We start from the raw sequence: 23,077 nt of genomic DNA on the forward strand, positions 1-23,077 counted from the left end.
TCTAATAATTATATGTATATGAAAACTTTCTCATTGAAAAAAGAAAATATTGATAGGCAATGGTTTGTTCTAGATGTCTCTGACAAAATTTTGGGAAGAGTAGCAACAAAGATCGCTGATAAAATCAGAGGTAAAGATAAACCAACTTTTACACCCCATGTTGACTCTGGAGACTATGTAATTGTTATAAATGCTGAGAAAATTAAAGTCACAGGCTCAAAGCTTACTGATAAAAAATATTATAAACATTCACTTTATCCTGGTGGCTTAAAAGTTAAATCGTTTAAAGAAGTAAATGAGACTTATCCTGAGAGAATTATCGAAGATGCAGTAAAGGGTATGCTACCAAAAAACAAGTTAGGCAAGTCAATAATAAAAAAATTAAAAGTCTTTGGTGGTCCTGTGCATTCACATGATTCTCAGCAACCAACAGTATGGAATCCTAAAATATGACACAAGAAATTTTTTACGCAACTGGTAGAAGAAAAACATCTTCTGCTAGAATTTATCTTTCTAAAGGGAAGGGTGATATAACAGTAAATGATAAAAAATTAGATATATATTTTGGTCGAAAAGTTGCACAAATGCTTGTCATGCAGCCAATTGAATTAACTGATTTAACAAATAAAATAGATTTAAATATCAAAGTCAAAGGCGGCGGAAGTTTCGGTCAAGCTGGAGCCATAAGGCATGGTATTTCAAGGGCTCTTATTTCTTATGATGAAGAACTAAGACCTCAACTCAAGAAAGCAGGACTTTTAACAAGAGATCCAAGAAAAGTTGAGAGAAAGAAACCAGGGCTAGTGAAAGCTAGAAAAAGTAAACAATTCTCTAAACGTTAATTTTTTTTCAAATTTTAACTTGATTATTGATGGTATAATTACTATATATTAGATGTACCTTTTGATTTTTAATTCTAAAAAAATAAATGCAAAAAAAAGATAAAACAAGAAGAAAAGTTTTATTAGGCCTAACAAGTATTACAGGCCTTGCTGGACTGCCATTTGCTGCAACTCCTTTTATCGCTGCATGGAATCCAAGTGCAAAGGCTAAAGCACAAGGAGCATCTGTAAAAATTGATGTTTCAAAAATGCAATATGGACAACAAATACAAATTGCATGGAGAAAACAACCAGTTTTTGTTGTAAGGCACACTATAGAAAGCTTAAAAAATCTTGAATTATCCTTGTCAAAATTAGATGACCCCAATTCAGACAAAATTGAGGAACCATACAAAAATATAAACGCAACAAGAAGCCAAAGTAAAGAATATACAGTTTTAACAGGAGTTTGTACTCACTTGGGGTGTTCACCAAAGTACTATCCAGAAGTAGAACCAAAAGCATGGGATTCGTCATGGACAGGTGGCTTTTTTTGTCCATGTCATGGATCAATGTTTGATATGGTTGGAAGAGTTTTCAAAGGTATGCCGGCACCATCAAATTTACTAGTACCACCTCATTTTTTTGATGGATCAATATTAACAATTGGAGAGGATGGAGGAACTGCATAAATGTCACAAATGATTTCAAGTGTTTTTACATGGGTAAATAAAAGACTACCAATAGCAAATACTTTTGAGCGTCACTTATCTAAACATCCTGTACCAAAAAAAGTAAATTTTTGGTATTTGTTTGGTGCTTTGGCATCTGTCGCATTAATTATTCAAATAGTTTCAGGGATTTGGTTAATAATGCCCTACGAAAACACTGAGGAGGGCGCGTTTGCTTCTGTAGAATATATTATGAGAGATGTAGATTATGGATGGGTTATTCGATATATGCACACAACCGGAGCATCCTTATTTTTTGCGGTAGTGTACTTACATATGTTTAGAGGATTGTTATACGGATCTTATCAAAAACCAAAAGAATTAGTTTGGATTTTTGGTTGCACTATATACCTAGCTATGATGGCTGAAGGATTTTTAGGGTATGTTTTACCATACGGACAAATGTCTTATTGGGGAGCACAAGTAATAATATCCTTATTTGGCGCTATTCCATATATTGGAGAATCATTAGAATTATGGGTAAGGGGCGATTACTATATTTCTGGTATAACAGTATCAAGATTTTTTGCATTACACGTTGTTGCACTTCCACTTGTTTTGATAGCTCTCGTATTTTTGCATTTAGTTGCATTGCATGAAGTTGGCGCTGGAAATCCTGAGGGGGTTGATATTGAAGAGCACTTAGATGAAGATGGAGTTCCTCTCGATAGCGTACCCTTCTATCCTTACAAAGTATTAAATGCTTTGGTCGGCATTGGTGTATTTATGACTGTATTTGCAATTATTATGTTTTTCTTCCCAGAGGGCGGCGGCTATTTTATAGAAATGGCGAATTTTGAAGAAGCAAATCCTCTTGTAACTCCAGAACATATTGCACCAGTATGGTATTACTCGCCTTACTACACAATGTTAAGAGCAGTTCCAGACCCACTTGGTGGATTAATTGTTATGGCATCAGCAGTGGCAATATTCTTTGTAGTGCCTTGGTTAGATCAGAGCAAAGTTGCATCAATTAGATACAAAGGAATTTATAGCAAAATTGCAATAGCACTATTCGGCATTAGTTTTCTTACGCTTGGATATTTGGGTACAGTTAGTGTCACAGAGGTTAGAAAAACTGTAAGTATTATATGTACAATATTATATTTCTCATTCTTTTTATTAATGCCTATTTATACTAGTTTAGAAAAAACTAAGGTTGTCCCCACAAGATTATGAATGTTTTAAATCACAGAGGAATTATTTTTTTCTCTTTGCTGCTATTACTTGTTTCTTTTGATGTCTTTTCGGCCGAGGGCGGACCGTGTAAAGATTATGGAGAATGTGATGCTTTTAAACCTCAACTTAATAATACAGAATCATTGCAAAGAGGAGCATCAGTTTATTTAAATTATTGTTACGGATGCCACTCTCTTCAATATTCAAGATGGGGCCGTGTTGCAAAGGATTTAAAGATACCAGATGAAATATTTTTTCAGAATCTTGTCTTTGATGATTCAATAAAAGCTGGCGACCTCATGAAGGGCTCAATGTCTAAAGATGAATCTGCTTTATGGTTTGGCGTTGCTCCACCAGACTTAACTTTAGTTAGCAGATACAAAGGTGATGATTGGATCTACTCATATTTAAGAGCTTATTATGAAGATTCATCAAAACAATATGGTGTAAATAATTTAGTTTATCCTGGAACAGCCATGCCTAATGTTCTCTTATCTCTGCAAGGCAAACAGAAGTTAGTATGCAAAGATGCACCGTTACTAGCTTCAAATGGTCGTGAACAAAGAGATGATATGGGCAATACAATATATAAGAATAAATGTGGATTTTTGGAAGTTGAAGAAGGCACGGGAAAATTAAACAAAACTGAGTTTGATCAGCTGATATATGATATTACCAATTTTCTTGTATATGTTGGTGAGCCTGCAAAAGCTGAAAGAGAAAGAATTGGTTGGTATGTAATTTTTTATTTTTTAATATTTACAGCAATATCGGCTATGTTATATAGAGAATATCAAAAAGATTATCATTAAAAGGGGAAAAATATGATTTTATATTCAGGCAAAGATGACCACTATAGCCAAAGAGTCAAAATTGTTCTTGCTGAAAAAGATATCACAGCTGAAATAAATGAATCTAGTCTAGAGGAAACTCCAGATGATATTCTTTCAATGAGTCCATATGGTAAGTTGCCTATCTTAATTGATAGAGACTTAGCTATTCATGACCCAACTGTAATGATGGAATACCTTGATGAAAGATTTCCTCATCCACCTCTTTTACCTGTATACCCAGTTTCGCGTGCAAACAGCAGGACATTAATCTTAAGAATTGATAGAGAGTGGTGCCCAATATTAGATCAACTCATTAATGCTGAACTACCTGAAAAAGAATTAATAAAATTAAGAGAGGAATTACTTCACGAAATATCATCAATTGCTCCTACTTTTAAAGAATTTAAGTTTTTCATGAGTGACGAGTTCACAATTGTTGATTGTTGCTTTGCAACAATTTTATGGAGGCTTCCATCCCTTGGTATAAGGTTGCCTGTTAATAGACATTTAAAACCATTAATCGATTATCAAAAAAATGTTTTTGAAAGGCCTGGTTTTCTTGACAGTCTATCTTCTATTGAAAGAGATCTTAAGACTGATTAGATATTTTCCGGTTTTATATGCAAAATAGGCATATCTCTTCTTAAACAAGATTGGTTGTTACTAACATAACCACTATTTAATTTTAAATTTTTTATCTTTTTATTAGTCTGTAAATATTGTTCTATAACCAATAAATCTGAGATTAATAATTTTTCATATTCTTGTTTCAAACTATTGGTAGGATTTTTTTCTGAGATTATTTTAAAAAATTCTTCAGGTATAGGGATAAAAAGCCCTTCAAAGTCACTTATTTTTTTGACATTTGGAGCTTCAATCAAGATTCTGCTTGTACCATAGTAATCAACATCTAAGGCATTACTTATAAAAATTGGAATCAAAGATTTTGCCTCACTATAGCTGATTACAAAATATATTCTTTGTAAATCCTGTCTTCTTCTTGGCTCATGAGTTATTTCAATTCCAAAATCTAACTTTTGTATTTCCTTGCTTCTTATTATTGATGAATCAATATTTAATATTTTATTAGAAAACAGTTCATAGCTTTTTTCATTTATTTCATAGTAATTTACATTTGGGTAATTAATTCTTAATTCATTAATATAAGATAAAAAATCTTTGGAATATATTACAAAAGTATTTTCCTCATTATTTTCTTTTTTAAAAAGATTTTTTTCTATCTGAATTTGCTGATCTTTTTCTACAGAGTTGCAAAAATACAACAAGTTTGAACTTAGTAAGTCATTTTTTATTTTTAAACCACTTTCTTCATTAAATACAGCGTTAAATCTCTTTTGATCTAAAAGCAAGTTTTCAATAATATATTCTTTATTTTTATTACTGGTATCGTAATTAATATATATTTCTTTATTTTTTAAGTTATTAGTACTAATTGAGGCACAACTTGATAAAACAAAGAAAAGCAATACGGTAAAAAATGTTAAGCTATATTTCTGTTTAAGCAAATCATAACTCCATATGTTAAATTTTATTTCATCTCCAATTGGTAATTTAAATGATATATCATTACGATCAATTAATGTCTTAAAAAATTCAGATTATATCTTCTCAGAAGATACCAGAGTTAGTTCCAAATTATTAAACTTTGCAAAAATAAATAAAAAACCTATTTCTTTTCATGAACATAATGAAAAAACTGTTACAAAAAGAATAATTTCACTTCTTAAAGATGATAAAGAAGTTTCAATAATGTGCGATGCTGGCATGCCAGCAATTTCAGACCCAGGATTTTTTTTAATTAAAGAGTGCATTAAGGAAGATTTAAAATTCACGGTAATTCCTGGGCCCTCGTCAGTATTAAATGCTCTGGTTCTATCAGGAATATCAACTGCTAGCTTTATATTTCTTGGCTTTATGCCAAAAAAAGAAAGCAAAAGAAATGAATGTATTGATTTAATTAAAAATGAGCAAAAAACAATTATCTTATTTGAGAGTGCCAAAAGGATATCGAGTCTGGTTAAGTTGCTTAATTCAAATCTCGAAAATAATAGGAACATAGCCTTGTGCAGAGAAATGACTAAAGTTCACGAGCAAGTTGTTAGAGGCAGTATTAAATCTATTTATCAGGAGATTGAAGGAAATAAGATTATCCTAAAGGGAGAATTTGTTATTGTTATTGAAGGAACAAAAACAAGAAGTTTTAAAATTGATAATAAAATGAAAAAAGCTTTCTTAGAAAAAATGCAAGCAAAAGATGCTGCTAAGTTAATATCTTTAATTACAAAAGAGAACAAGAGAGATGTATATAAAGATCTTTTAGATTTATAAAATTTATATATAATGATGCCGAGTTGGTTGGATGATCGCTAATGAAAGTTAGAGGAAAGTCCGGACTTCATAGAGCAGGGCGCCAGGTAATTCCTGGGAAGTGAAAGCTTACGGAAAGTGCAACAGAAAAAATACCGCCAAATTAATTTTGGTAAGGGTGAAATGGTGAGGTAAGAGCTTACCGCTTAAATGGCAACATTTAAGGCATTGTAAACCCCAGCCCGAAGCAAAACCAAATAGAAATCCTTTAAGGTTGCTCGTCTAGGATTTGGGTAGGTTGCTAGAATATTGTGGTGACACAATATCAAGATAGATGATCATCTTATACAGAATCCGGCTTACAGACCAACTCACCTTTTATATAACTATGTAGTGTGTAAAAAGTGTGAAAATGTGTTGCAAAGTGTGCAAAAAGTCTTTATATTTTATACATGTACGGTTTAAATACAGTATCTTTAGATAAAAAAGGAAGATTTTCTATTCCTGCAAAATATCGATCTCAATTTGTTGATAACAAAGAAAATGAAGTTGTAATCACAAAAGACCCGCAATACTCATCACTAAAATTATATCCAGGATCTGTTTGGAAAAGAATATCTAATCAATTAAAATCTTTACAGGGGCTTGACCCAATTGTTAGAAACATCCAATGGACAATTTTAGGAAACGCTTGCGTAAGTGATTTCGATCCAAATGGAAGAATGCTTATTTTAATACCATCTGAATTAAGAAAATTCACAAATATAGAAAACGAAAAGCAAATAACTCTTGTAGGAATGGGCAATAAATTTGAAATTTGGAACACAAAAGATTGGCAAATGAGACAAACTGGTGGAAGCTTATCAACTGAAATTATTGACGTTGTTATGCCTGAATCAATAAAAACAATGTCATTTTAATATAGGGGATAGATAATGAATTGGGAAGTTATTGGACAAGAAATAGAAAATGCAAATATAAAAGTTGTTGGAGTAGGTGGCGCAGGTGGAAATGCTGTAAAGCATATGATTGAAAATAATATTGAAGGAGTTGAATTTATTTGCGCAAATACAGATACTCAGGCACTTTCACAAATTAATTGTGCAACAACAATTAAATTAGGTAACGGACTTACAAAAGGTTTAGGAGCAGGGGCTAATCCAGATATCGGAAGAAGAGCCGCTGAGAGTGATAGAGATGCTATAGAAAAACTTTTAGAAGGTTCCGATATGGTATTTATAACTGCAGGTATGGGAGGTGGGACAGGTACTGGAGCTGCACCTGTTATAGCCTCAATTGCCAAGGAAGTTGGAGCATTGGCAGTTGCGGTAGTTACTAAACCATTTAAATTTGAGGGAAAAAATCGAATGGTGTCAGCAGAAAAAGGACTAGCTGCTTTAACTGAAGAAGTTGACAGTTTGATAACAATTCCAAATCAAAAACTCTACGAAATTCTTGGAGGAAAAACTTCAATGCAAGAAGCTTTTGCAAAAGCTGATGATGTCCTTAAAGGTGGAGTTCAAGGTATATCTGATGTAATTATGAAAACTGGTCATGTCAACGTAGATTTTGCCGATGTTAGAGCAGTTATGTCAGAGAAAGGTGTTGCTATGATGGGCACTGGGAAAGCATCTGGCGAGAATAGAGCTGTGCAAGCTGCTACTGAAGCCATAGGTAGCGAGCTTTTAGAAGATATTAATCTAAAAAATGCTAAAGGAGTATTAGTAAACGTAACTGCAAAAGAACCAACACTTGAGGATCAAGCAGAAGTTGGTGAAATTGTTGAAGGTATTTGCGATCCTGAACAATCTAATATTATTTATGGTCTAGTTTATGATGATAGTGTTGGTGATGATTTACTAGTTACTATAATTGCTACTGGAATAAATCAAAAAGCACCGACATTAGTAACGGACAATCAACCATCAATTCAACTCAATCCAGTTGGACTGAAAAAAAATCAATCAAGTCAAAAGGTTGGTACATCGTCTGCAGAGGCAATTGATTTCCTCGATGTACCAACTTTTATGAGAAAACAAGTAGATTAAAATGCTTCATGTTCCAGTTTTGCTGGAAGAGTCTTTGAGTTATTTAGTCTCTCAACAAAATGGCAATTATATTGATTGCACTTATGGCAGAGGCGGTCATACAAAAAGTATTCTTAAATTATTATCAAATGATGGTTTTTTAACTGCATTTGATAAGGATAGAGATGCTTATTTAGACTCAAAAAAAATCGATAACTCAAATTTCGAATTCATAAATAGTTCATTTAAAGACCTAGAAAAGTTTTTTAAAAAAAATAGCATTGATGGAATATTATTTGATTTAGGAACCTGCTCAACACATCTTGATGATGAAAAGAGAGGTTTTGGTTTTAAAAAAAATGGACCATTAGATATGAGATTTGATAATACTCACGGTTTTCCAGTATCCAAGTGGTTAAATAATGCAAATAGTGAGGAAATAAAAGAAATTCTTTACAAATTTGGTGATGAAAAACATGCAAAGTTAATAACTAAATCCATATTAGATTATAGAAAAAAAACAAAAATTAAAACAACTCACGAACTTGCAAACATAATATTAGAAATTTATCCTGAAAAAAAAATAAAAATTCATCCAGCTACTAAAACTTTTCAAGCTTTAAGAATTTTTATTAATAATGAGTTAGAGGAATTAAAAATTGCCCTAGAAAGTGCCGCTAGTGTTTTAAAAAAAAACGGTATAATTGTAGTTATTTCTTTTCATTCACTTGAAGACAGAATCGTTAAAAATTTTTTTAAACCAAAAATTAAAAACTATCCAAAAGATATACCTATAAATAGTCAAAAAGAAAAAAAATTCAATTCAATAGCAAAGAAAATTAGACCCTCTTCAGAGGAGATTTTAAAAAACAAAAGATCTAGGAGTGCAATCATGAGAGTTTTTAAGAAAAAAACTACATTCAATTTGTGATTTTTTTTCAATTGTTTGTGGTGGTATTCTTATCATTTGAAAAAATTACTTTGTCTTGGGAGATTTCAAGATTAATTACTAACCAACAAAATTTACTTATTGAGTATGAAAATTTTAAGAAAAATAATCTAGTTTTAAAAACTCAGTTTTATATTGAAAACTCTCCAGCTCAAATTGAAAACAAAGCAAAATCAGAACTTGGGATGCATAAAAAAAAACCAAAAAAAATACTAAATGAATAAAATTAATTTTATAAATTGGAGACTTGTTCTCATTCTTTTATTTTTAATTTCTCTCATTTTTATTATTTTAGTAAAAATAATTTCTGTTCAAGTAAAGGATGGTTCATTTTTGCAAAGTGAGGGTGAAAAGCGTCAAATTACATTTAATAAAACTCTACCAACTAGGGGAGGAATATATGATAGAAATAGTTTTCCGTTAGCGATAACTGTTAAAAATTATGATTTATATGCACTCAAAGGCTTTAGTGAAAACCAATTCGTAAAACTTTCTAATACAATCGAAATCGAATCCTATACAAATAGATCTTTTTCTAAAAAAACTCTATTAGTTAAAGATTTAACACTCGCTGAAGTAAACGCAATTAAAAAACTTTCAATTAATAACATCGAGATTGAATCGAGACAGTCTCGGCATTATCCATTAGGACAGCAAATCTCACCACTTATAGGATTTTATGGCAAAGATGGTGCACTAGAAGGCTTAGAAAAGAGTTATGATCACATTCTTTCTGGAATGTCAGGAAAGCAAAAATTATATAGAAACGCAAAACAGGAAGTGATATCAAAACCCATTGTTATAAAAAAAACTATTCATGGTCAAAATATAGCTTTAACTATAGACGCAACAATACAATTTTATGCCTATAAGCATTTGGTTGAAGCAGTAAAGAACAATAAAGCAAAAGCAGGAACTGCAATTATATTAGACAACTCAAAAGGCGAAGTTTTAGCAATGGTCAGCTATCCTTCGTACAATCCAAATAATCCTGCTAGAAAAGTTCAAAAAAATAGAGCATTAGTCGATTCTTATGAACTAGGGTCAGTTATGAAACCAATAGTTTTCTCGGGAATATTAGAAAATAATTTATTACAAGCAGATGAGATTATTGAGACACCTCAAAGAATCAAAATTGGTAAAAAAGTAATCAGTGATACAAAGAATCATGAAAAACTTTCAATAAAAGAAATAATTGCTCATTCAAGTCAGGTTGGTGCAAGCAAGTTAGCAATTAGTCTAGGTTATGATGAGCTAAAAAGAACTTATTTAAATTTTGGATTTACAAAACCAATTTCTCTTAATTTTCCCTCTTCAGCATTTGGCTTTATGAATTTCAGTGATGACATTCCTCAGCATAGTTTAGCAAGCCTTGGATATGGTTATGGCATAAAAGTTAGTCCATACCAGTTAAGTACTGCGTATTCTGTTTTTGCAAATGATGGCATTTTAAAAGATTTTAAATTACTTTTATCTGATGAAATTTCTTCAAAAAGAATAATTTCAGACCAAACAGCAAACCAAACAATAGACGCATTAAAAGAGGTAATAAAAATAGGTACAGGCAAAAAAGCATACATAAAAGGATATGAAGTGGCTGGCAAAACTGGAACAGCTCACAAGATCAGAAACGGTGACTATGCAGATGACTTATATCAAGCATCGTTTGTTGGAATAACTCCGCTTAGTAAAAATTCTCTAACTATTTTTGTTTCTATAGATGAACCTGGATTAAACGCTTATTCTGGAGGAACTATAGCTGCACCTCTTTTTAAAGTCATCGCAGAGGACGTCTTAAATTACCTTGGATATATTGGAAATGAGTAAGTTAGAAAAAATTTTAAAAGTTTCTTTTCCAAATGGAACTAAAATTATAAATGCTACCAATTCTTCAAAAAAAATTAAAGAAAACACTTTATTTTTTGCATTGCAAGGACAAAAAATGCATGGAAGTGTATTTATTGAAGATGCAATAAATATGGGCGTATCAGCAGTTGTTCATAATAATTCAAAATTCAGATCAGATAGCCCATTAGTTTTTTTTATTCAAGATCTAGATAGTAAAATCATAGACATCCTTACTTGTTTGAACAAAATTGATATTAATAATAATAATTTTTTTGCTTTCACTGGAACAAATGGCAAAACTTCATCTGCTTATTTCTGTCATCAGATATTAAGATTTGGTGGATATGATTCACTTTATATAGGAACCCTAGGAATTCAGTATAATGAGAGCAAATTAGAAAAAAAATTTTCTGATAAAACAACACCTGACATATTTGAACTATTTGAAATTATTAAAAGTTTTAGTTTTAAGAATCCTGTAAATATATGTATTGAGATTTCATCACATGCTTTAGATCAAAAAAGACTTCAAGGAATTAAATTTTTAAATTCAGCCGCAGTCTTAAATATCAAAAGTGATCATATTGATTATCATAAAAGTATCGAGAAATATCGTGATGCCAAATTTGAAATTTTTAGAATGAATTCAGCATTAAAGCTTATCAACGAAAATTTAAGAGAATTTATAGATAGTTATGATCATATTGTAAATAATCAATATAAGTTACTTTGTGTCAGTGAAAGGAATGAATTTTCTGATATTTTTTACAAAATAGAAAAAATATCTATTGATGAAACAATTTTTGAAATTCATATAAATTCTTCTGGCCATTTTTATGGATTTTCTAATAAGAAAAAATACAAATTTATTTGCAAGATATTCCCAAGCTTTAATATTGAAAATCTAGTATTTGCTATTTGTTCAATTGGATTCGATTTATTTAAAGAATCTGAATTGAACGATTTATCATTTTTAGAAATGCCAAAAGGAAGGGCTGAGTTTATAAAAAATATTCCTACAAATATTATTATTGATTATGCTCATAATCATGAAGCAATTGAAATTTTTTTACACTCAATCAAAGACTATTACAAAAATCTAATAGTAATCCTTGGATGTGGTGGAGATAGAGATAAATCAAAAAGAGATAAGATGTTAAGGTCTGCAATAAAAAATTCTTCGAAAGTAATTTTTACGTCTGATAACTCAAGATCTGAGAACTTCAATGATATTTTTTCTCATGCATCTGAAAATAATGATGTAAAAAATGTGCATAAAATAAAAGACAGAAAAGAAGCAATTAATTATGGCGTTACAATTCTATCAAAAGACGACTGTTTAGTAATTTTGGGCAAAGGGCATGAAGAAACTCAAGAAGAGAATGGAAAATTTATGTTTTTTAGTGATCATGAGGTAGTTAATGAAATTTATAAATAACTCAAACGATTTAGCTACTTATTTAAATTTAAATATTCTCAAAAATGTAAATATAAAAAACATTTCAGTTGATACAAGAACTATTAAAAAAGACTCATTGTTTATTGCAATAAAAGGTAAAAATTTTGATGGAAATAATTTTGTTGATCAAGCTTTTAAAAAAGGGGCAGTATTGGCAATTGTAGATAACAAAAAATTTTCAAATAGTAAAAATAAAAAAATCATCTTCGTACCAAATACTCTCAAAGCTTTAGAGAAGATTTCTAAAAATATTATTAAAAATTATAAAGGTAAGGTAATTGCAGTAACCGGAAGTAATGGCAAAACATCCACTACAAATATTATTTCCACTGTTTTAAAAAATTCATCTAAAACAATACAAAATTATAATAATGAAATTGGAATGCCACTGAGCTTAATTAATGCTTCACCAGATTCAAATCATATCATAATGGAGATAGGGGCTAGTAAGATTGGAGATATCAATTATTTAAGTAAAATTTTAAATCCAATAATTGGAGTTATAACTAATATAGGAAACTCACATCTCGAAAATTTAAAAAATATTAAAGGAGTTTTAAGAGTAAAGTCAGAAATAATTGGTAATATAAAAAACAATGGATTCTTAGTTGTTCCAAATGATAACAAAGATCATCTTCGATTTTGGAGAAGTCATAAGAATAACATAAATATTTTAACGGTTGGTTTCACAAAAGATGCAGATTTTTCTGCAATAAAAATTCAAAATAAATCAAACCAAACCCATTTTACAATCTCGTCAAAGTTTATTAAAAAAACAATCAATATAAAAACACCACTTCAAGGCAAACATAACGTAAGAAATATTTTGATTAGCTTTGCAGTTTATTTTATTTTAGAAAAAAATGGAAAACATTTCATTTCAAATTTAAATATTAAAAATGTCAGGCAAAATAAATCAAAATGGTTGAGAGGTTCTACCCTTATTGACGATACATATAATGCAAATCCTGATTCAACTAAAAAAGCTATTGATTTATTGAGTATGTATAAGAAAAATACTATTTTAATACTAGGAGATATGTTGGAATTAGGAAGGTACAGAAGAAAGTTCCATAAAGAAATAGGAATATATGCAAAAGCAAAAGGTATAAAAAAGTTACTTTGTTTTGGAGAGCTAACAAAGGAAACAATCGTCAGTTATGGTAAAAAAGGAATTTTTTTTGATAAAGAAAAAGATTTAAAAAGTTATTTAAAAGAAAACATCAGCTCAAAAGATGTTATCTTAATTAAGGGTTCTAGAGGAATGAAGATGGAAAGGTTTATAAATGTTTGAATATTTAGGAACAGTTCTTGTTTCTGTTGATCCAGGTTTTGACGTATTGAGGTATCTCACAGTTAGAACTATCGGGGGAACAATAACAGCATTACTAATTTCAATTTTAATGGGCCCATTAATTATCAACTTTTTGAAATCAATGCAATTTGAGCAATTTGTCCGCAAAGATGGCCCAAAGTCACATTTAGAAAAATCTGGAACGCCAACAATGGGTGGTCTCCTTATTCTGTCCTCTTTAATAATTTCAACCTTTTTGTGGGCTGATCTGGGAAATAGATATATATGGGTTGTTATAGGTGTCACGCTAGGCTTTTCAGTCATTGGTTTTTTTGATGACTATCTTAAGATAAAAAATAAGAGTTCAGATGGTCTAACCTCAAAACAAAAAATATTGTTTCAATCACTTGTCTCATTGGTTGCAATGTCATATTTGTATTCTTCTGCAGAAATTTTGCCTGAAATATCATTTATTGTTCCTTTTTTTAAAGATTTAATATTACCAATGACGCCGTTTTTATTTATCTTTACCGGAACTTTTGTTTTGGTAGGATCATCAAATGCTGTAAATTTAACAGACGGTCTGGATGGTCTTGCTATTTTGCCATCTGTTTTAATTGGTGGAGCTTTAGGATTAATAGCATATGCAATGGGCAATCAACTTATATCTGATTATTTGTACTTGCCACACCTTCCATTGTCAGGAGAACTAATAGTTTTTTGCGGGGCACTAATTGGATCTGGTATTGGTTTTTTATGGTATAACACATATCCTGCTCAAGTATTTATGGGGGATATTGGTTCACTATCTCTAGGAGCAATTTTAGGCATATTAGCAATTATCTTAAGACATGAACTAGTTTTTGCAATTATGGCGGGCGTTTTTGTTATTGAAACTTTAAGCGTTGCGATTCAAGTAATATCATACAAAATTCGAGGAAAAAGGGTGTTCTTAATGGCACCAATTCATCATCATTATGAGTTAAAGGGATGGGCAGAGCCAAAAATCATTGTAAGATTCTGGATCATTACATTAGTACTTATTTTAATAGCACTAGCTACATTAAAACTAAGGTAAAGTGCAAAAAAAATCTTTAATTTATGGTTATGGTAAAACTGGCAAGTCTTTTGAAACCTACCTTAAAAGAAAAAAAATAGAATTTGAAATTATCTCAGATGGTTTTCCAAAAATTGATAATGAATATGAAAATATATATTGTAGTCCAGGAATTCCAAGAGAAAATTATTTAAAGCTAAAAAAGAAATTTTCAGTTTTTACAGATATTGATATTTTTTTTAAGGAAGATTCATCTATTAAAATTGGGATAACTGGAACTAACAGAAAAAGTACAACTTGCTATCATCTCTATCAGCTTCTCAAAAAGGATTTTTCTGTAAATTTAATTGGAAATATTGGCAACCCAGTTCTTGACAGCATAAACAACGGAAAAAAATTTTCTATAATTGAACTTTCAAGTTTTCAATTAGATAAGGTATCTAAAATTGAATTAGATTATGGAGTACTTCTCAATATAGAGCCTGACCATCTTGATTATCATAATAGTTTTAGTAAATATAAAAAAACAAAACTTCGGATATTAGAAGCAAAAGAAACTTCAACAAAATCAGATCCTTATGAATTATATAATTGGATAGTTGGAAAAAAAATTAAAAAACAAGCTCTCAAAAATTTAAGCTTTAGATTTCAAAAAATTTCAAAAAATTTAATCAATGATTCAAAGTCTACAAACTCACATTCATTAAAATATGCAATTCTAAAAGCAGCTAAATATTTTGGAACAAATGAATATAATTTAATTTTGTGTGGAGATCCTTCAAAAGAAAATATAAAAAAACTAGAACTTATTAAACCTATGAATATTTATATTTATGGATCTTATGCTCAACAAATAAATAGGTGTATATTGCATGAAAATAAAATCTTATGTTCTTCGCTCAAAGAATGCTTGAACTCAATTAAAACCAAAAGAAATACAAATAAAATTTTGTTTTCTCCAGGTTTTCCAAGTGGAGAAGATTATAAAAATTTTGAAGATCGGGGAAAATATTTCAATAAAATCTATAAAAGTGTATTTAATGACAAATAATAATTTTTTAATAGTTTCATCTTTTATAGGTTTGCTTTCTTTAGGTCTAGTGATGGTAACTTCTTCGAGCATATACGTTGCCGATGAAATGACAGGAAATCCATTTTATTTTGCATCCAGACAATTATTATTTATATCAATAGGAATACTAACAATGGTCATATTTTTGATAACGCCCACTGAGTTTTTATATAAATTTGATTGGATTTTTATGCTGATAAGTATTTTATTACTACTAGCATTATTTATTCCTGAAGTCGGCACTTCAGTTAATGGCAGTATAAGATGGATAAGATTAGGTTCTATTAATATACAACCATCTGAAATATGTAAATTTAGCTTGATGTTATACATTTCTGGTTATTGTTTTAGAAGACTTTCTGAAATTAATACATTACGAAGTTTTTTAAAACCATTGTTTTTATTGAGCATTATTTCGCTATTAATAATGGGCCAGCCTGATCTTGGAACTACTGCCATAATTTGTCTTTTTGTTGTAACAATTCTCTTTTATGCAGGAATATCCTTCTTTCAATTTTGTTTACTACTAATTTTGTTAGGTTTGTTAGGTTTTATTGCAATCTCTCAGTCTCCTATGAGGATTGCTAGAGTGATGGCTTTTCAGGATCCATTTGCAGCTGATGTTGTACAAAATAGTGGTTGGCAGCTCTCAAACTCTCTAATAAGTATTGGACAAGGCGGTTGGTTTGGATTGGGTTTAGGTAATAGTTTTCAAAAGAATTTTTTCCTTCCAGAAGCACACACAGATTTTATTTTTGCAATTATGATTGAAGAACTTGGCATTATTGGAGGTATATTAATGATAGGAATGTTTCTTATCTTATTTTTTGGTATTTTAAAGGTTTCTATGGATTCATTTAAAAAAAATAGAATATTTCAAGGATTCGTTGCTTTTGGAACATTAATTTTGATATCAGTTCAATGTTTATTTCATATCTCAGTAAATATTGGTTTGCTTCCAACAAAAGGATTAACTCTTCCATTTATAAGTTATGGAGGCACAAGCATGATAATTATGATGTCATTAATAGCAATAATTTTGAGAATTAATTTTGAAAATAAATCATTAAAAAAATAATGAATATATAATAATGGATTATGAAAAATATTTTAGTTGCTGCAGCAAAAACTGGTGGTCATATTTATCCAGCAATCGCAGTAGCTAATGAGTTTCTAGAAAATAATCATAAAGTATACTTCTTCGGATCTGGTGCTGAGCTTGAAAAAAAAGCGGTTAGTAACTTAAATTTAAAATATTTTTCAATACATATGGTTGGTTTTAGAGGAAATTCTTTTTTAAATAAAATATTAATTATTCTAAAACTTCCATTTCAGATCATTAAGTGCGCATATATCATTTATATAAATAAAATTGAAACCATTATTGGCTTTGGGGGATTTATTACTATACCAATATGCACAGCTGGATTTATTATGGGTAAATCTATATATGTTCATGAACAAAATTCTGTTGTTGGTTCTGCAAATAGATTTATTTCAAAATTTGCAAAGAAAGTCTTTCTAGGTATGAGCTTAAACAAAGACATTAAAAATTCATTGCTTATTGGAAACCCATTAAGAAAGTCATTCAAGGCAATAAAAACTAATAGACCAATAGATCTTAAAAAAATAAATATTTATATCACTGGCGGCAGCCAAGGTTCTTATTATTTAAATCAAACTTTATTAATACACCTTTTAGCAATAACACCTTTAATACAAAAAAATTTTTTCATTAAACATCAGTGTGGAAGTGGTAATTTTGAAAAAGTAAATAAATTTTACTCAAATACATCCTCATCAGACTTGAATTTAAACTACACAGTAAAAGAATTTTTTGAATCGCCAGAGGAGTGTATTGCCTGGGCTGATTTAATTATTTCAAGAGCTGGAGCATTAACATTATCTGAAATATCCGCTATGGAAAAGGGCGCCTTTATGATTCCATTACCAAGTTCTATTGATAATCATCAATATTTAAATGCTAAAAATCATGAAAAAATTGGACTTGGAATAACTCATGAAGAATCTGACTCTAGTGAAAATTTAATGAAAAAGTTAAGCGATGTTATTGAGAAACATCGTTATCTTGATTGGGAAAATGTAAAAAAAGACATACTACATATCAAAGCTGCAATTAATATATATGAATTTATTAAAAAAAATTAAACATATTCATTTTGTAGGAATCGGTGGTGCTGGAATGATAGGTATCGCTAGAATACTTTTGAAAAAAGGCTTTAAAATATCAGGCTCTGACATTGCACATAATAATGATTTAAGAAAACTTTCTTTAAGAGGCGCAAAGATATTTATTGGACATGACGAAAAAAATGTTAATGGCGCAAATCTTCTTGTTGTATCTTCAGCAATAAATAATAAGAATGTTGAAGTTGTAAATGCAAAAAAAAACAATATAACTATTATTCCAAGAGCACAGATGCTTGGTAGTATGATGAAAGGTTATGACAGCATTGCTATTGCAGGCAGCCATGGCAAAACTACGACAACAAGCATGTTAGCTAAGATATTTAGTTCGGCAAATTTAAGTCCTACTTATGTTATTGGAGGCAAAGTACTCAGCACTGACAATAATTCTGATCTTGGAGATGGTAGTTATTTAATTGCAGAAGCAGACGAAAGTGATGGATCATTTATTCATCTTCAACCAGATGTGGCTGTTATTACAAATATAGATGATGACCACTTGGTACATTATAATAATAATTTTGAGGAATTAATTGATTCTTTTATTAATTTTGCTTTAAACATACCTTTTTATGGATACATAGTATTAAATGCAGACGATAAAAATATTCAAAAAGTTGCAAAAAAAATATACAGAAAACAAATAACATTTGGTAAGTCTTATAGTTCTGATTATCAAATTATCAAAGCTAAATACCAAAATGGATTTAATAAATTTAGTCTAAAACTAAAGTCTACAAAAAAAGCTTATAACTTCGAAATTAAGTTGCCTGGAGACCATAATATTTATAATGCTGTTGGCGCGATAGTTACATCGATAGAGGAAGGAATAAAAATAAAAGATATAAAAAAGGGGATTAAAGAATTCACAGGAGTTGGCAGAAGATATCAAAAACATAATATAAAAATAAATAAACAAAAAAAATTATTAATAGATGATTATGGCCATCATCCAATTGAAATTGATTCAAATATAAATGCAATCAAAGAAGAATACCCAAAATCAAAAATTTGTATGATCTTTCAACCTCATAGATTTTCAAGAACAGCTCAGCTTTTTGATGATTTTATAAGAGTTCTTAAAAAAGTAGATTACATTTATTTGTTAGATATTTATTCAGCTAGTGAAAAATCAATTAAAGGAATACATAGCAGGACTATTTATGAAACATTGAAGCAGTCTGGACAAAACAATACATCATATGTCAAAGATTATCATGATTTGATGCCACTATTGGAAGAAAAAGCAATTACTAACGACATCTTTGTAACACAAGGTGCAGGAAGCATATCTGAAGTATGCAATCTTATTAGAGATAAATGGAAAGCATAAAAAATATAATTGTTGTATGCGGAGGAAGTTCTTCTGAAAGGACAATTTCATTGGATAGTGGCCAAGGTATCTATGAATCATTATTGCGACTTGGCTTTGATGCAGAAATAGTAGATTTTATAAATATTAACGACTTAAATATATTTAAAAATTATGATTTAGTTTTTATTGCTTTACATGGACATGAAGGAGAAGCAGGCTTGCTTCAAAAAAAGCTTGAATTATTAGAGATAAAATATACAGGTTCCGCATCTGAAGTATGTAGACTGACATGGGATAAATCAGCAACTAAGAAATTTTTAAATAAAAAACAAATTAGTACTCCTAAATCTATTGATGTTTCTGAGATTAAAAAACTCGAATTAAAATTTAGTGACATCCCTTTTGATCATTTTTTCATTAAACCTTCAATGGAAGGATCTAGCATTAATATTTTTGAGATAAAAGATAATAATGATTATGAAATCGCATTAGAAAAACTAAAGGAATGCTCAGGCTTATTTATAATTGAAGAAGCAATAAATTATAAAGAATATACAGTAAGCATAATTGGTGATAAGTGTTATCCTCCAATAGAAATTATTACTGAAAATAATTTCTATGATTATGATGCAAAATATATTTCTGATAAAACTCAATTAATTGAAGTTTCAAAAGATAATTTACAGTTCCGATCAATTGTTGATTTATCAATAAAAACATTTAACGCACTTGGATGTTCTGGATGGTGTAGGATAGATATCTTAGAAGATGAAAATTTTAATCTGTATGTATTAGAAGTTAATACTGTCCCGGGAATGACATCTCATAGTTGTGTTCCAAAATCAGGAGGCTTTGATGGCTTATCCTATGATAGCGTTGTAAAAAAAATAATAGATGCATCTTCTTAATAGACAATTTTTTATACTAATTACTATAGTTAGCATTAATTGCAAAGCGCTTGAAATAGAAATATTTTTTGAGTCAGGAATTAAAATAGAATCTCAAAACGTCTTTCTAAAAAAAGTAAATCATATAAGTAACAAGAAAGATCTTGAATTTTTTATTAAAGATGAGAGCTGGATAAAAGATTACTCAATAAGGTATATTCCTTTTTCTAGCCAGGTCTTCATATATATAACTAATCGAGAACCTATTTTTGTATTAAATAATGAATTTTTTGTTGATGAAGATCTAAAATTTTTTCCATATGATTATTCAAAAATTGATATTCATAGTGTGTATGGACCAGTTACAAGACTTGATAATGTAAAAACTTTAATAGAATTTTTTAAAAAAATTGAAAGCTCAGCAATTGAAATCTATTACAATCATACTAGTGGATGGGAAGTAGCAACTAATAAATATAAAGTAAAATTTGGCAAAAAACTCACAGAAGAAAAATTGAATATGTTGAACGATACTATGAATTATTTATACGATAAAAGAAAAGTACCTGATATGATAGATTTGAGATATAAAGATGGAGTTGCAATAAATTATGGTAAGTAATAATAAAAACTCAAATATTGTTGTTGGCCTTGACATTGGAACATCAAAAGTAGTTTGCATCGTTGGTAAACATGATGAGTCAGGAAATTTGGAAGTAATATCTTTAGGATCTTACCCTTCAAGTGGTTTAAAAAAAGGAGTTGTTGTAAATATTGATGCAACTACAGATGCTATTCAAAAAGCTGTAGATCAGGCGCAATCAATGATAGAAGAAAAAATAAAATCTGTTTACGTTGGAATAGCTGGAAATCATATCAAAAGCTTAAATTCACAAGGTGCTGTTGGAATAAAAGATAAAGAAGTAACCAATTATGATATTGATAGGGTGATAGATTCTGCTCAAGCTGTCTCAATTCCTTCTGATCAAAAGGTTTTGCATGTTTTACCCCAAGAGTTTGTTATTGATGATCAAGAAGTCAGTCTTGATCCATTGGGCATGTCCGGAGTAAGGCTTGAAGCCAAGGTTCACTTGGTAACATGTTCAAATAGTGCAATTATGAATATTGAGAAATGTATAAAAAATTGTGGCCTTTCTGTAAAAGGTTATGTACTAGAGCAACTGGCAAGTTCACACTCAATTCTTTCTGATGATGAAAAAGATTTGGGAGTTTGTTTGGTCGATATTGGTGGTGGAACAACTGACATAGCTATTTTTAATTCTGGCTCTATAGTTTTTACCGGCGTAATTCCAATAGCAGGAGATCAAGTTACAAGTGATATAGCTCAAGCATTAAGAACACCGACCCCACAAGCAGAGGATATAAAGCAAAGGCATGGGTGTTGTGTATCAGAATTCACCAAGGACGATGAAGCCATTGAGGTACTCGGTGTAGGGGGAAGACCGCCGAGAGAACTATCAAGAAGATCATTAGCAGAAATAATTGAACCACGATACGTAGAATTATTTGAATTAGTTAAAGCTGAAATAGCTAGAAATGGATTTGAAGATCAAATTTCAGCTGGAATAGTTTTTACAGGTGGCACATCAAAAATGGAAGGCGTGGTTGAATTGGCCGAATCAATTTTTCAAACAACAATTAGATTAGGTATTCCAAATGACTTTTCTGGCATGGAAAGCGTATTACAAAATCCTATATATGCAACATCCATTGGTCTTGTAGAGCATGGATATAAACAGTTAAATGAAGATATAATAGCTGAAAATAACGAAAACTTTTTTTCAAAACTTTTTAAAATTGTAAAAAACGAGTATTGATTCTTAATATTAATTAACATAGAATGCATTTTCCTTGGTTTTTGCTTAATTGCAAAAATCTTTAATAACCATAGGGATCATAGTGAATAAATACGAAACCGTCATAATTTTAAATCCTAATCTTTCAACTAAAGTTGATGAGTTTAAAAAAGACTTTGAAAAAAATCTTAAAGAAAATTCTTTTACTGTATTGCATGCCGAAGATATCGGCAGAAGACAGTTAGCATATTCTATTAATAATCATAACAAAGGTCATTATTTGATTTATGCTCTTGAAGGCGATCCTTCCAAAATATCTAATTTAGAAAATAAGATAAAGTATAACGATTCAATAATAAGACACCTTTTTTTATCGGTAAAAAACATCAGCATGGAAGACTCCAGCCTATTGAAAGAATCTAAAAATAAGAAAGACGATCTTGATAAAAATAATAAAGATGTTAAAGAGAAAGATGCTAAAAAAACAAATAATGAAAACTCTGCAAAGCAGACTGATGATGTCGAAGATTACAAAACAATTGCTGCTGAAAAAGAACCTGTTAATGAATTAAAAGAGGAATAAAAACATTATGAGTAAATATGATTTACCAAAAAAATTTGACTACAAAGATACTGATGTTCTAAAACAATATATTACTGAAACTGGTAAAATTATTCCTGCGCGCGTAACTGGTATCTCTGCAGCAAATCAACGAAAAGTAACTAAATCAATTAAAATAGCAAGGTTTTTAGCATTACTGCCTTATACAGATATGCATCAATAAATAATGAAAATTATATTACTAGATAAAATACAAAAACTTGGAGAAATTGGCGACGTAGTTGAAGTTAACTCTGGTTACGCCAGAAATTTTTTAATACCTCAAAAAAAGGCGGCTTTTGCAAGTGAAAAAAATATTGCAGAAGTTGAGTCAAGAAAAGATGAGCTTGCAGCTATATCTGAAGATATTTTAACTAAGGCAAAATCTAGATCTGAATCAATTGAAGGATCTGTATGTGAAATATTTGTTCCCGTTACCGAAGAAGGTGCTTTATATGGATCTGTTGGTACAAGGGAGATATCAGAGGCTTTTCTAGTAAATAGTGTAGAAATTGATAAAAGTGAAGTTCAATTACCTGATGGACCAATAAAAGAACAAGGAGAGCATTCTGTCACAATAATTGTTCATCCTGAAATTTCAGCCCAGGTAACTGTAAAAGTATTAGCTGAGTAGTTGTTTATTTTTAGATA

Annotated in this window: 26 protein-coding genes and 1 other RNA gene; 26 read left to right on the forward strand and 1 reads right to left on the reverse strand. The window is 30.0% G+C overall.

Annotated elements, in window-relative coordinates; all coding sequences use genetic code 11:
• Window positions 1-18: 18 nt before the first annotated feature.
• From rplM to M9C80_01645, 6 genes are all read left to right on the forward strand, one after another.
• Window positions 19-453 carry a 50S ribosomal protein L13 gene (rplM, locus tag M9C80_01620; GenBank protein ID URQ69877.1) on the forward strand — a complete coding sequence of 145 codons (435 nt, stop codon included), beginning with the start codon at window positions 19-21 and terminating at the stop codon, window positions 451-453.
• Window positions 450-842, forward strand: coding sequence for a 30S ribosomal protein S9 (gene rpsI / locus M9C80_01625; GenBank protein ID URQ69878.1), 393 nt, complete (start codon window positions 450-452; stop codon window positions 840-842). The genes rplM and rpsI overlap by 4 nt, the downstream gene beginning before the upstream one ends.
• An 86-nt stretch (window positions 843-928) precedes the next feature.
• On the forward strand, window positions 929-1,513 hold the full coding sequence (gene petA / locus M9C80_01630) for a ubiquinol-cytochrome c reductase iron-sulfur subunit (protein ID URQ69879.1): 585 nt from the start codon (window positions 929-931) through the stop codon (window positions 1,511-1,513).
• Window positions 1,514-1,522: 9 nt separating this feature from the next.
• The gene (locus M9C80_01635; protein URQ70189.1) at window positions 1,523-2,731 is read left to right on the forward strand and encodes a cytochrome bc complex cytochrome b subunit; all 1,209 of its coding nucleotides are present in this window, start codon (window positions 1,523-1,525) and stop codon (window positions 2,729-2,731) included.
• A complete protein-coding gene (locus M9C80_01640; GenBank protein ID URQ69880.1) occupies window positions 2,728-3,543 on the forward strand; it encodes a cytochrome c1 in 816 nt (271 codons plus the stop codon). Before M9C80_01635 ends, M9C80_01640 begins: the two co-directional genes overlap by 4 nt.
• Window positions 3,544-3,555: 12 nt before the next feature.
• Window positions 3,556-4,167: a glutathione S-transferase N-terminal domain-containing protein gene (locus M9C80_01645; GenBank protein ID URQ69881.1), complete on the forward strand. Its 612-nt coding sequence runs from the start codon at window positions 3,556-3,558 to the stop codon at window positions 4,165-4,167.
• Here the strand turns inward: M9C80_01645 and M9C80_01650 are convergent.
• Window positions 4,164-5,090: a hypothetical protein gene (locus M9C80_01650; GenBank protein ID URQ69882.1), complete on the reverse strand. Its 927-nt coding sequence runs from the start codon at window positions 5,088-5,090 to the stop codon at window positions 4,164-4,166. The two genes, M9C80_01645 and M9C80_01650, sit on opposite strands and share 4 nt — an antisense overlap.
• Window positions 5,091-5,103: 13 nt before the next feature.
• On the opposite strand from M9C80_01650, the gene rsmI reads away from it, so the two are divergent.
• The 20 genes from rsmI (at window position 5,104) to rplI (ending at window position 23,060) form a co-directional block, all read left to right on the forward strand.
• Complete coding sequence (gene rsmI / locus M9C80_01655) at window positions 5,104-5,913, forward strand: 16S rRNA (cytidine(1402)-2'-O)-methyltransferase (protein ID URQ69883.1); 810 nt, start codon at window positions 5,104-5,106, stop codon at window positions 5,911-5,913.
• Between the two features lie 19 nt (window positions 5,914-5,932).
• Window positions 5,933-6,270, forward strand: an RNA gene (gene rnpB, locus M9C80_01660) — RNase P RNA component class A.
• Window positions 6,271-6,344: 74 nt separating this feature from the next.
• Entirely contained in the window at window positions 6,345-6,812 is a 468-nt protein-coding gene (locus M9C80_01665; GenBank protein ID URQ69884.1) for a division/cell wall cluster transcriptional repressor MraZ, read from the forward strand.
• Between the two features lie 15 nt (window positions 6,813-6,827).
• A complete protein-coding gene (ftsZ, locus tag M9C80_01670) occupies window positions 6,828-7,940 on the forward strand; it encodes a cell division protein FtsZ (GenBank protein ID URQ69885.1) in 1,113 nt (370 codons plus the stop codon).
• A gap of 1 nt (window position 7,941) precedes the next feature.
• The gene (gene rsmH, locus M9C80_01675) at window positions 7,942-8,850 is read left to right on the forward strand and encodes a 16S rRNA (cytosine(1402)-N(4))-methyltransferase RsmH (protein ID URQ69886.1); all 909 of its coding nucleotides are present in this window, start codon (window positions 7,942-7,944) and stop codon (window positions 8,848-8,850) included.
• Window positions 8,847-9,092, forward strand: coding sequence for a hypothetical protein (locus tag M9C80_01680; GenBank protein ID URQ69887.1), 246 nt, complete (start codon window positions 8,847-8,849; stop codon window positions 9,090-9,092). The genes rsmH and M9C80_01680 overlap by 4 nt, the downstream gene beginning before the upstream one ends.
• On the forward strand, window positions 9,085-10,695 hold the full coding sequence (locus tag M9C80_01685) for a penicillin-binding protein 2 (GenBank protein URQ69888.1): 1,611 nt from the start codon (window positions 9,085-9,087) through the stop codon (window positions 10,693-10,695). Before M9C80_01680 ends, M9C80_01685 begins: the two co-directional genes overlap by 8 nt.
• The gene (murE, locus tag M9C80_01690) at window positions 10,688-12,154 is read left to right on the forward strand and encodes a UDP-N-acetylmuramyl-tripeptide synthetase (GenBank protein ID URQ69889.1); all 1,467 of its coding nucleotides are present in this window, start codon (window positions 10,688-10,690) and stop codon (window positions 12,152-12,154) included. The genes M9C80_01685 and murE overlap by 8 nt, the downstream gene beginning before the upstream one ends.
• Complete coding sequence (locus M9C80_01695; protein ID URQ69890.1) at window positions 12,138-13,469, forward strand: UDP-N-acetylmuramoyl-tripeptide--D-alanyl-D-alanine ligase; 1,332 nt, start codon at window positions 12,138-12,140, stop codon at window positions 13,467-13,469. The genes murE and M9C80_01695 overlap by 17 nt, the downstream gene beginning before the upstream one ends.
• Window positions 13,462-14,547, forward strand: coding sequence for a phospho-N-acetylmuramoyl-pentapeptide-transferase (gene mraY / locus M9C80_01700; GenBank protein URQ69891.1), 1,086 nt, complete (start codon window positions 13,462-13,464; stop codon window positions 14,545-14,547). The genes M9C80_01695 and mraY overlap by 8 nt, the downstream gene beginning before the upstream one ends.
• Window position 14,548: 1 nt before the next feature.
• Complete coding sequence (locus tag M9C80_01705) at window positions 14,549-15,577, forward strand: Mur ligase family protein (GenBank protein URQ69892.1); 1,029 nt, start codon at window positions 14,549-14,551, stop codon at window positions 15,575-15,577.
• Window positions 15,567-16,676: a putative lipid II flippase FtsW gene (gene ftsW / locus M9C80_01710; GenBank protein ID URQ69893.1), complete on the forward strand. Its 1,110-nt coding sequence runs from the start codon at window positions 15,567-15,569 to the stop codon at window positions 16,674-16,676. Before M9C80_01705 ends, ftsW begins: the two co-directional genes overlap by 11 nt.
• Window positions 16,677-16,696: 20 nt before the next feature.
• Window positions 16,697-17,767 carry a UDP-N-acetylglucosamine--N-acetylmuramyl-(pentapeptide) pyrophosphoryl-undecaprenol N-acetylglucosamine transferase gene (locus M9C80_01715; protein URQ69894.1) on the forward strand — a complete coding sequence of 357 codons (1,071 nt, stop codon included), beginning with the start codon at window positions 16,697-16,699 and terminating at the stop codon, window positions 17,765-17,767.
• Window positions 17,745-19,139 carry a UDP-N-acetylmuramate--L-alanine ligase gene (gene murC, locus M9C80_01720; GenBank protein URQ69895.1) on the forward strand — a complete coding sequence of 465 codons (1,395 nt, stop codon included), beginning with the start codon at window positions 17,745-17,747 and terminating at the stop codon, window positions 19,137-19,139. Before M9C80_01715 ends, murC begins: the two co-directional genes overlap by 23 nt.
• Window positions 19,127-20,029, forward strand: coding sequence for a D-alanine--D-alanine ligase (locus M9C80_01725; protein URQ69896.1), 903 nt, complete (start codon window positions 19,127-19,129; stop codon window positions 20,027-20,029). Before murC ends, M9C80_01725 begins: the two co-directional genes overlap by 13 nt.
• Window positions 20,016-20,630: a hypothetical protein gene (locus M9C80_01730; GenBank protein ID URQ69897.1), complete on the forward strand. Its 615-nt coding sequence runs from the start codon at window positions 20,016-20,018 to the stop codon at window positions 20,628-20,630. The genes M9C80_01725 and M9C80_01730 overlap by 14 nt, the downstream gene beginning before the upstream one ends.
• The gene (gene ftsA / locus M9C80_01735) at window positions 20,620-21,846 is read left to right on the forward strand and encodes a cell division protein FtsA (GenBank protein URQ69898.1); all 1,227 of its coding nucleotides are present in this window, start codon (window positions 20,620-20,622) and stop codon (window positions 21,844-21,846) included. The genes M9C80_01730 and ftsA overlap by 11 nt, the downstream gene beginning before the upstream one ends.
• Window positions 21,847-21,928: 82 nt before the next feature.
• Window positions 21,929-22,408 (forward strand): 30S ribosomal protein S6, encoded by a 480-nt coding sequence (rpsF, locus tag M9C80_01740; protein ID URQ69899.1) that lies wholly within the window; start codon window positions 21,929-21,931, stop codon window positions 22,406-22,408.
• A 7-nt stretch (window positions 22,409-22,415) separates the two neighbouring features.
• On the forward strand, window positions 22,416-22,610 hold the full coding sequence (gene rpsR, locus M9C80_01745) for a 30S ribosomal protein S18 (GenBank protein ID URQ69900.1): 195 nt from the start codon (window positions 22,416-22,418) through the stop codon (window positions 22,608-22,610).
• Window positions 22,611-22,613: 3 nt separating this feature from the next.
• Window positions 22,614-23,060, forward strand: coding sequence for a 50S ribosomal protein L9 (gene rplI / locus M9C80_01750; protein ID URQ69901.1), 447 nt, complete (start codon window positions 22,614-22,616; stop codon window positions 23,058-23,060).
• The last annotated feature ends 17 nt before the right edge of the window (window positions 23,061-23,077 follow it).

This window comes from SAR86 cluster bacterium (assembly GCA_023703615.1).
In the GTDB taxonomy this organism is placed as follows: Bacteria; Pseudomonadota; Gammaproteobacteria; order Magnimaribacterales; family D2472; genus MED-G85.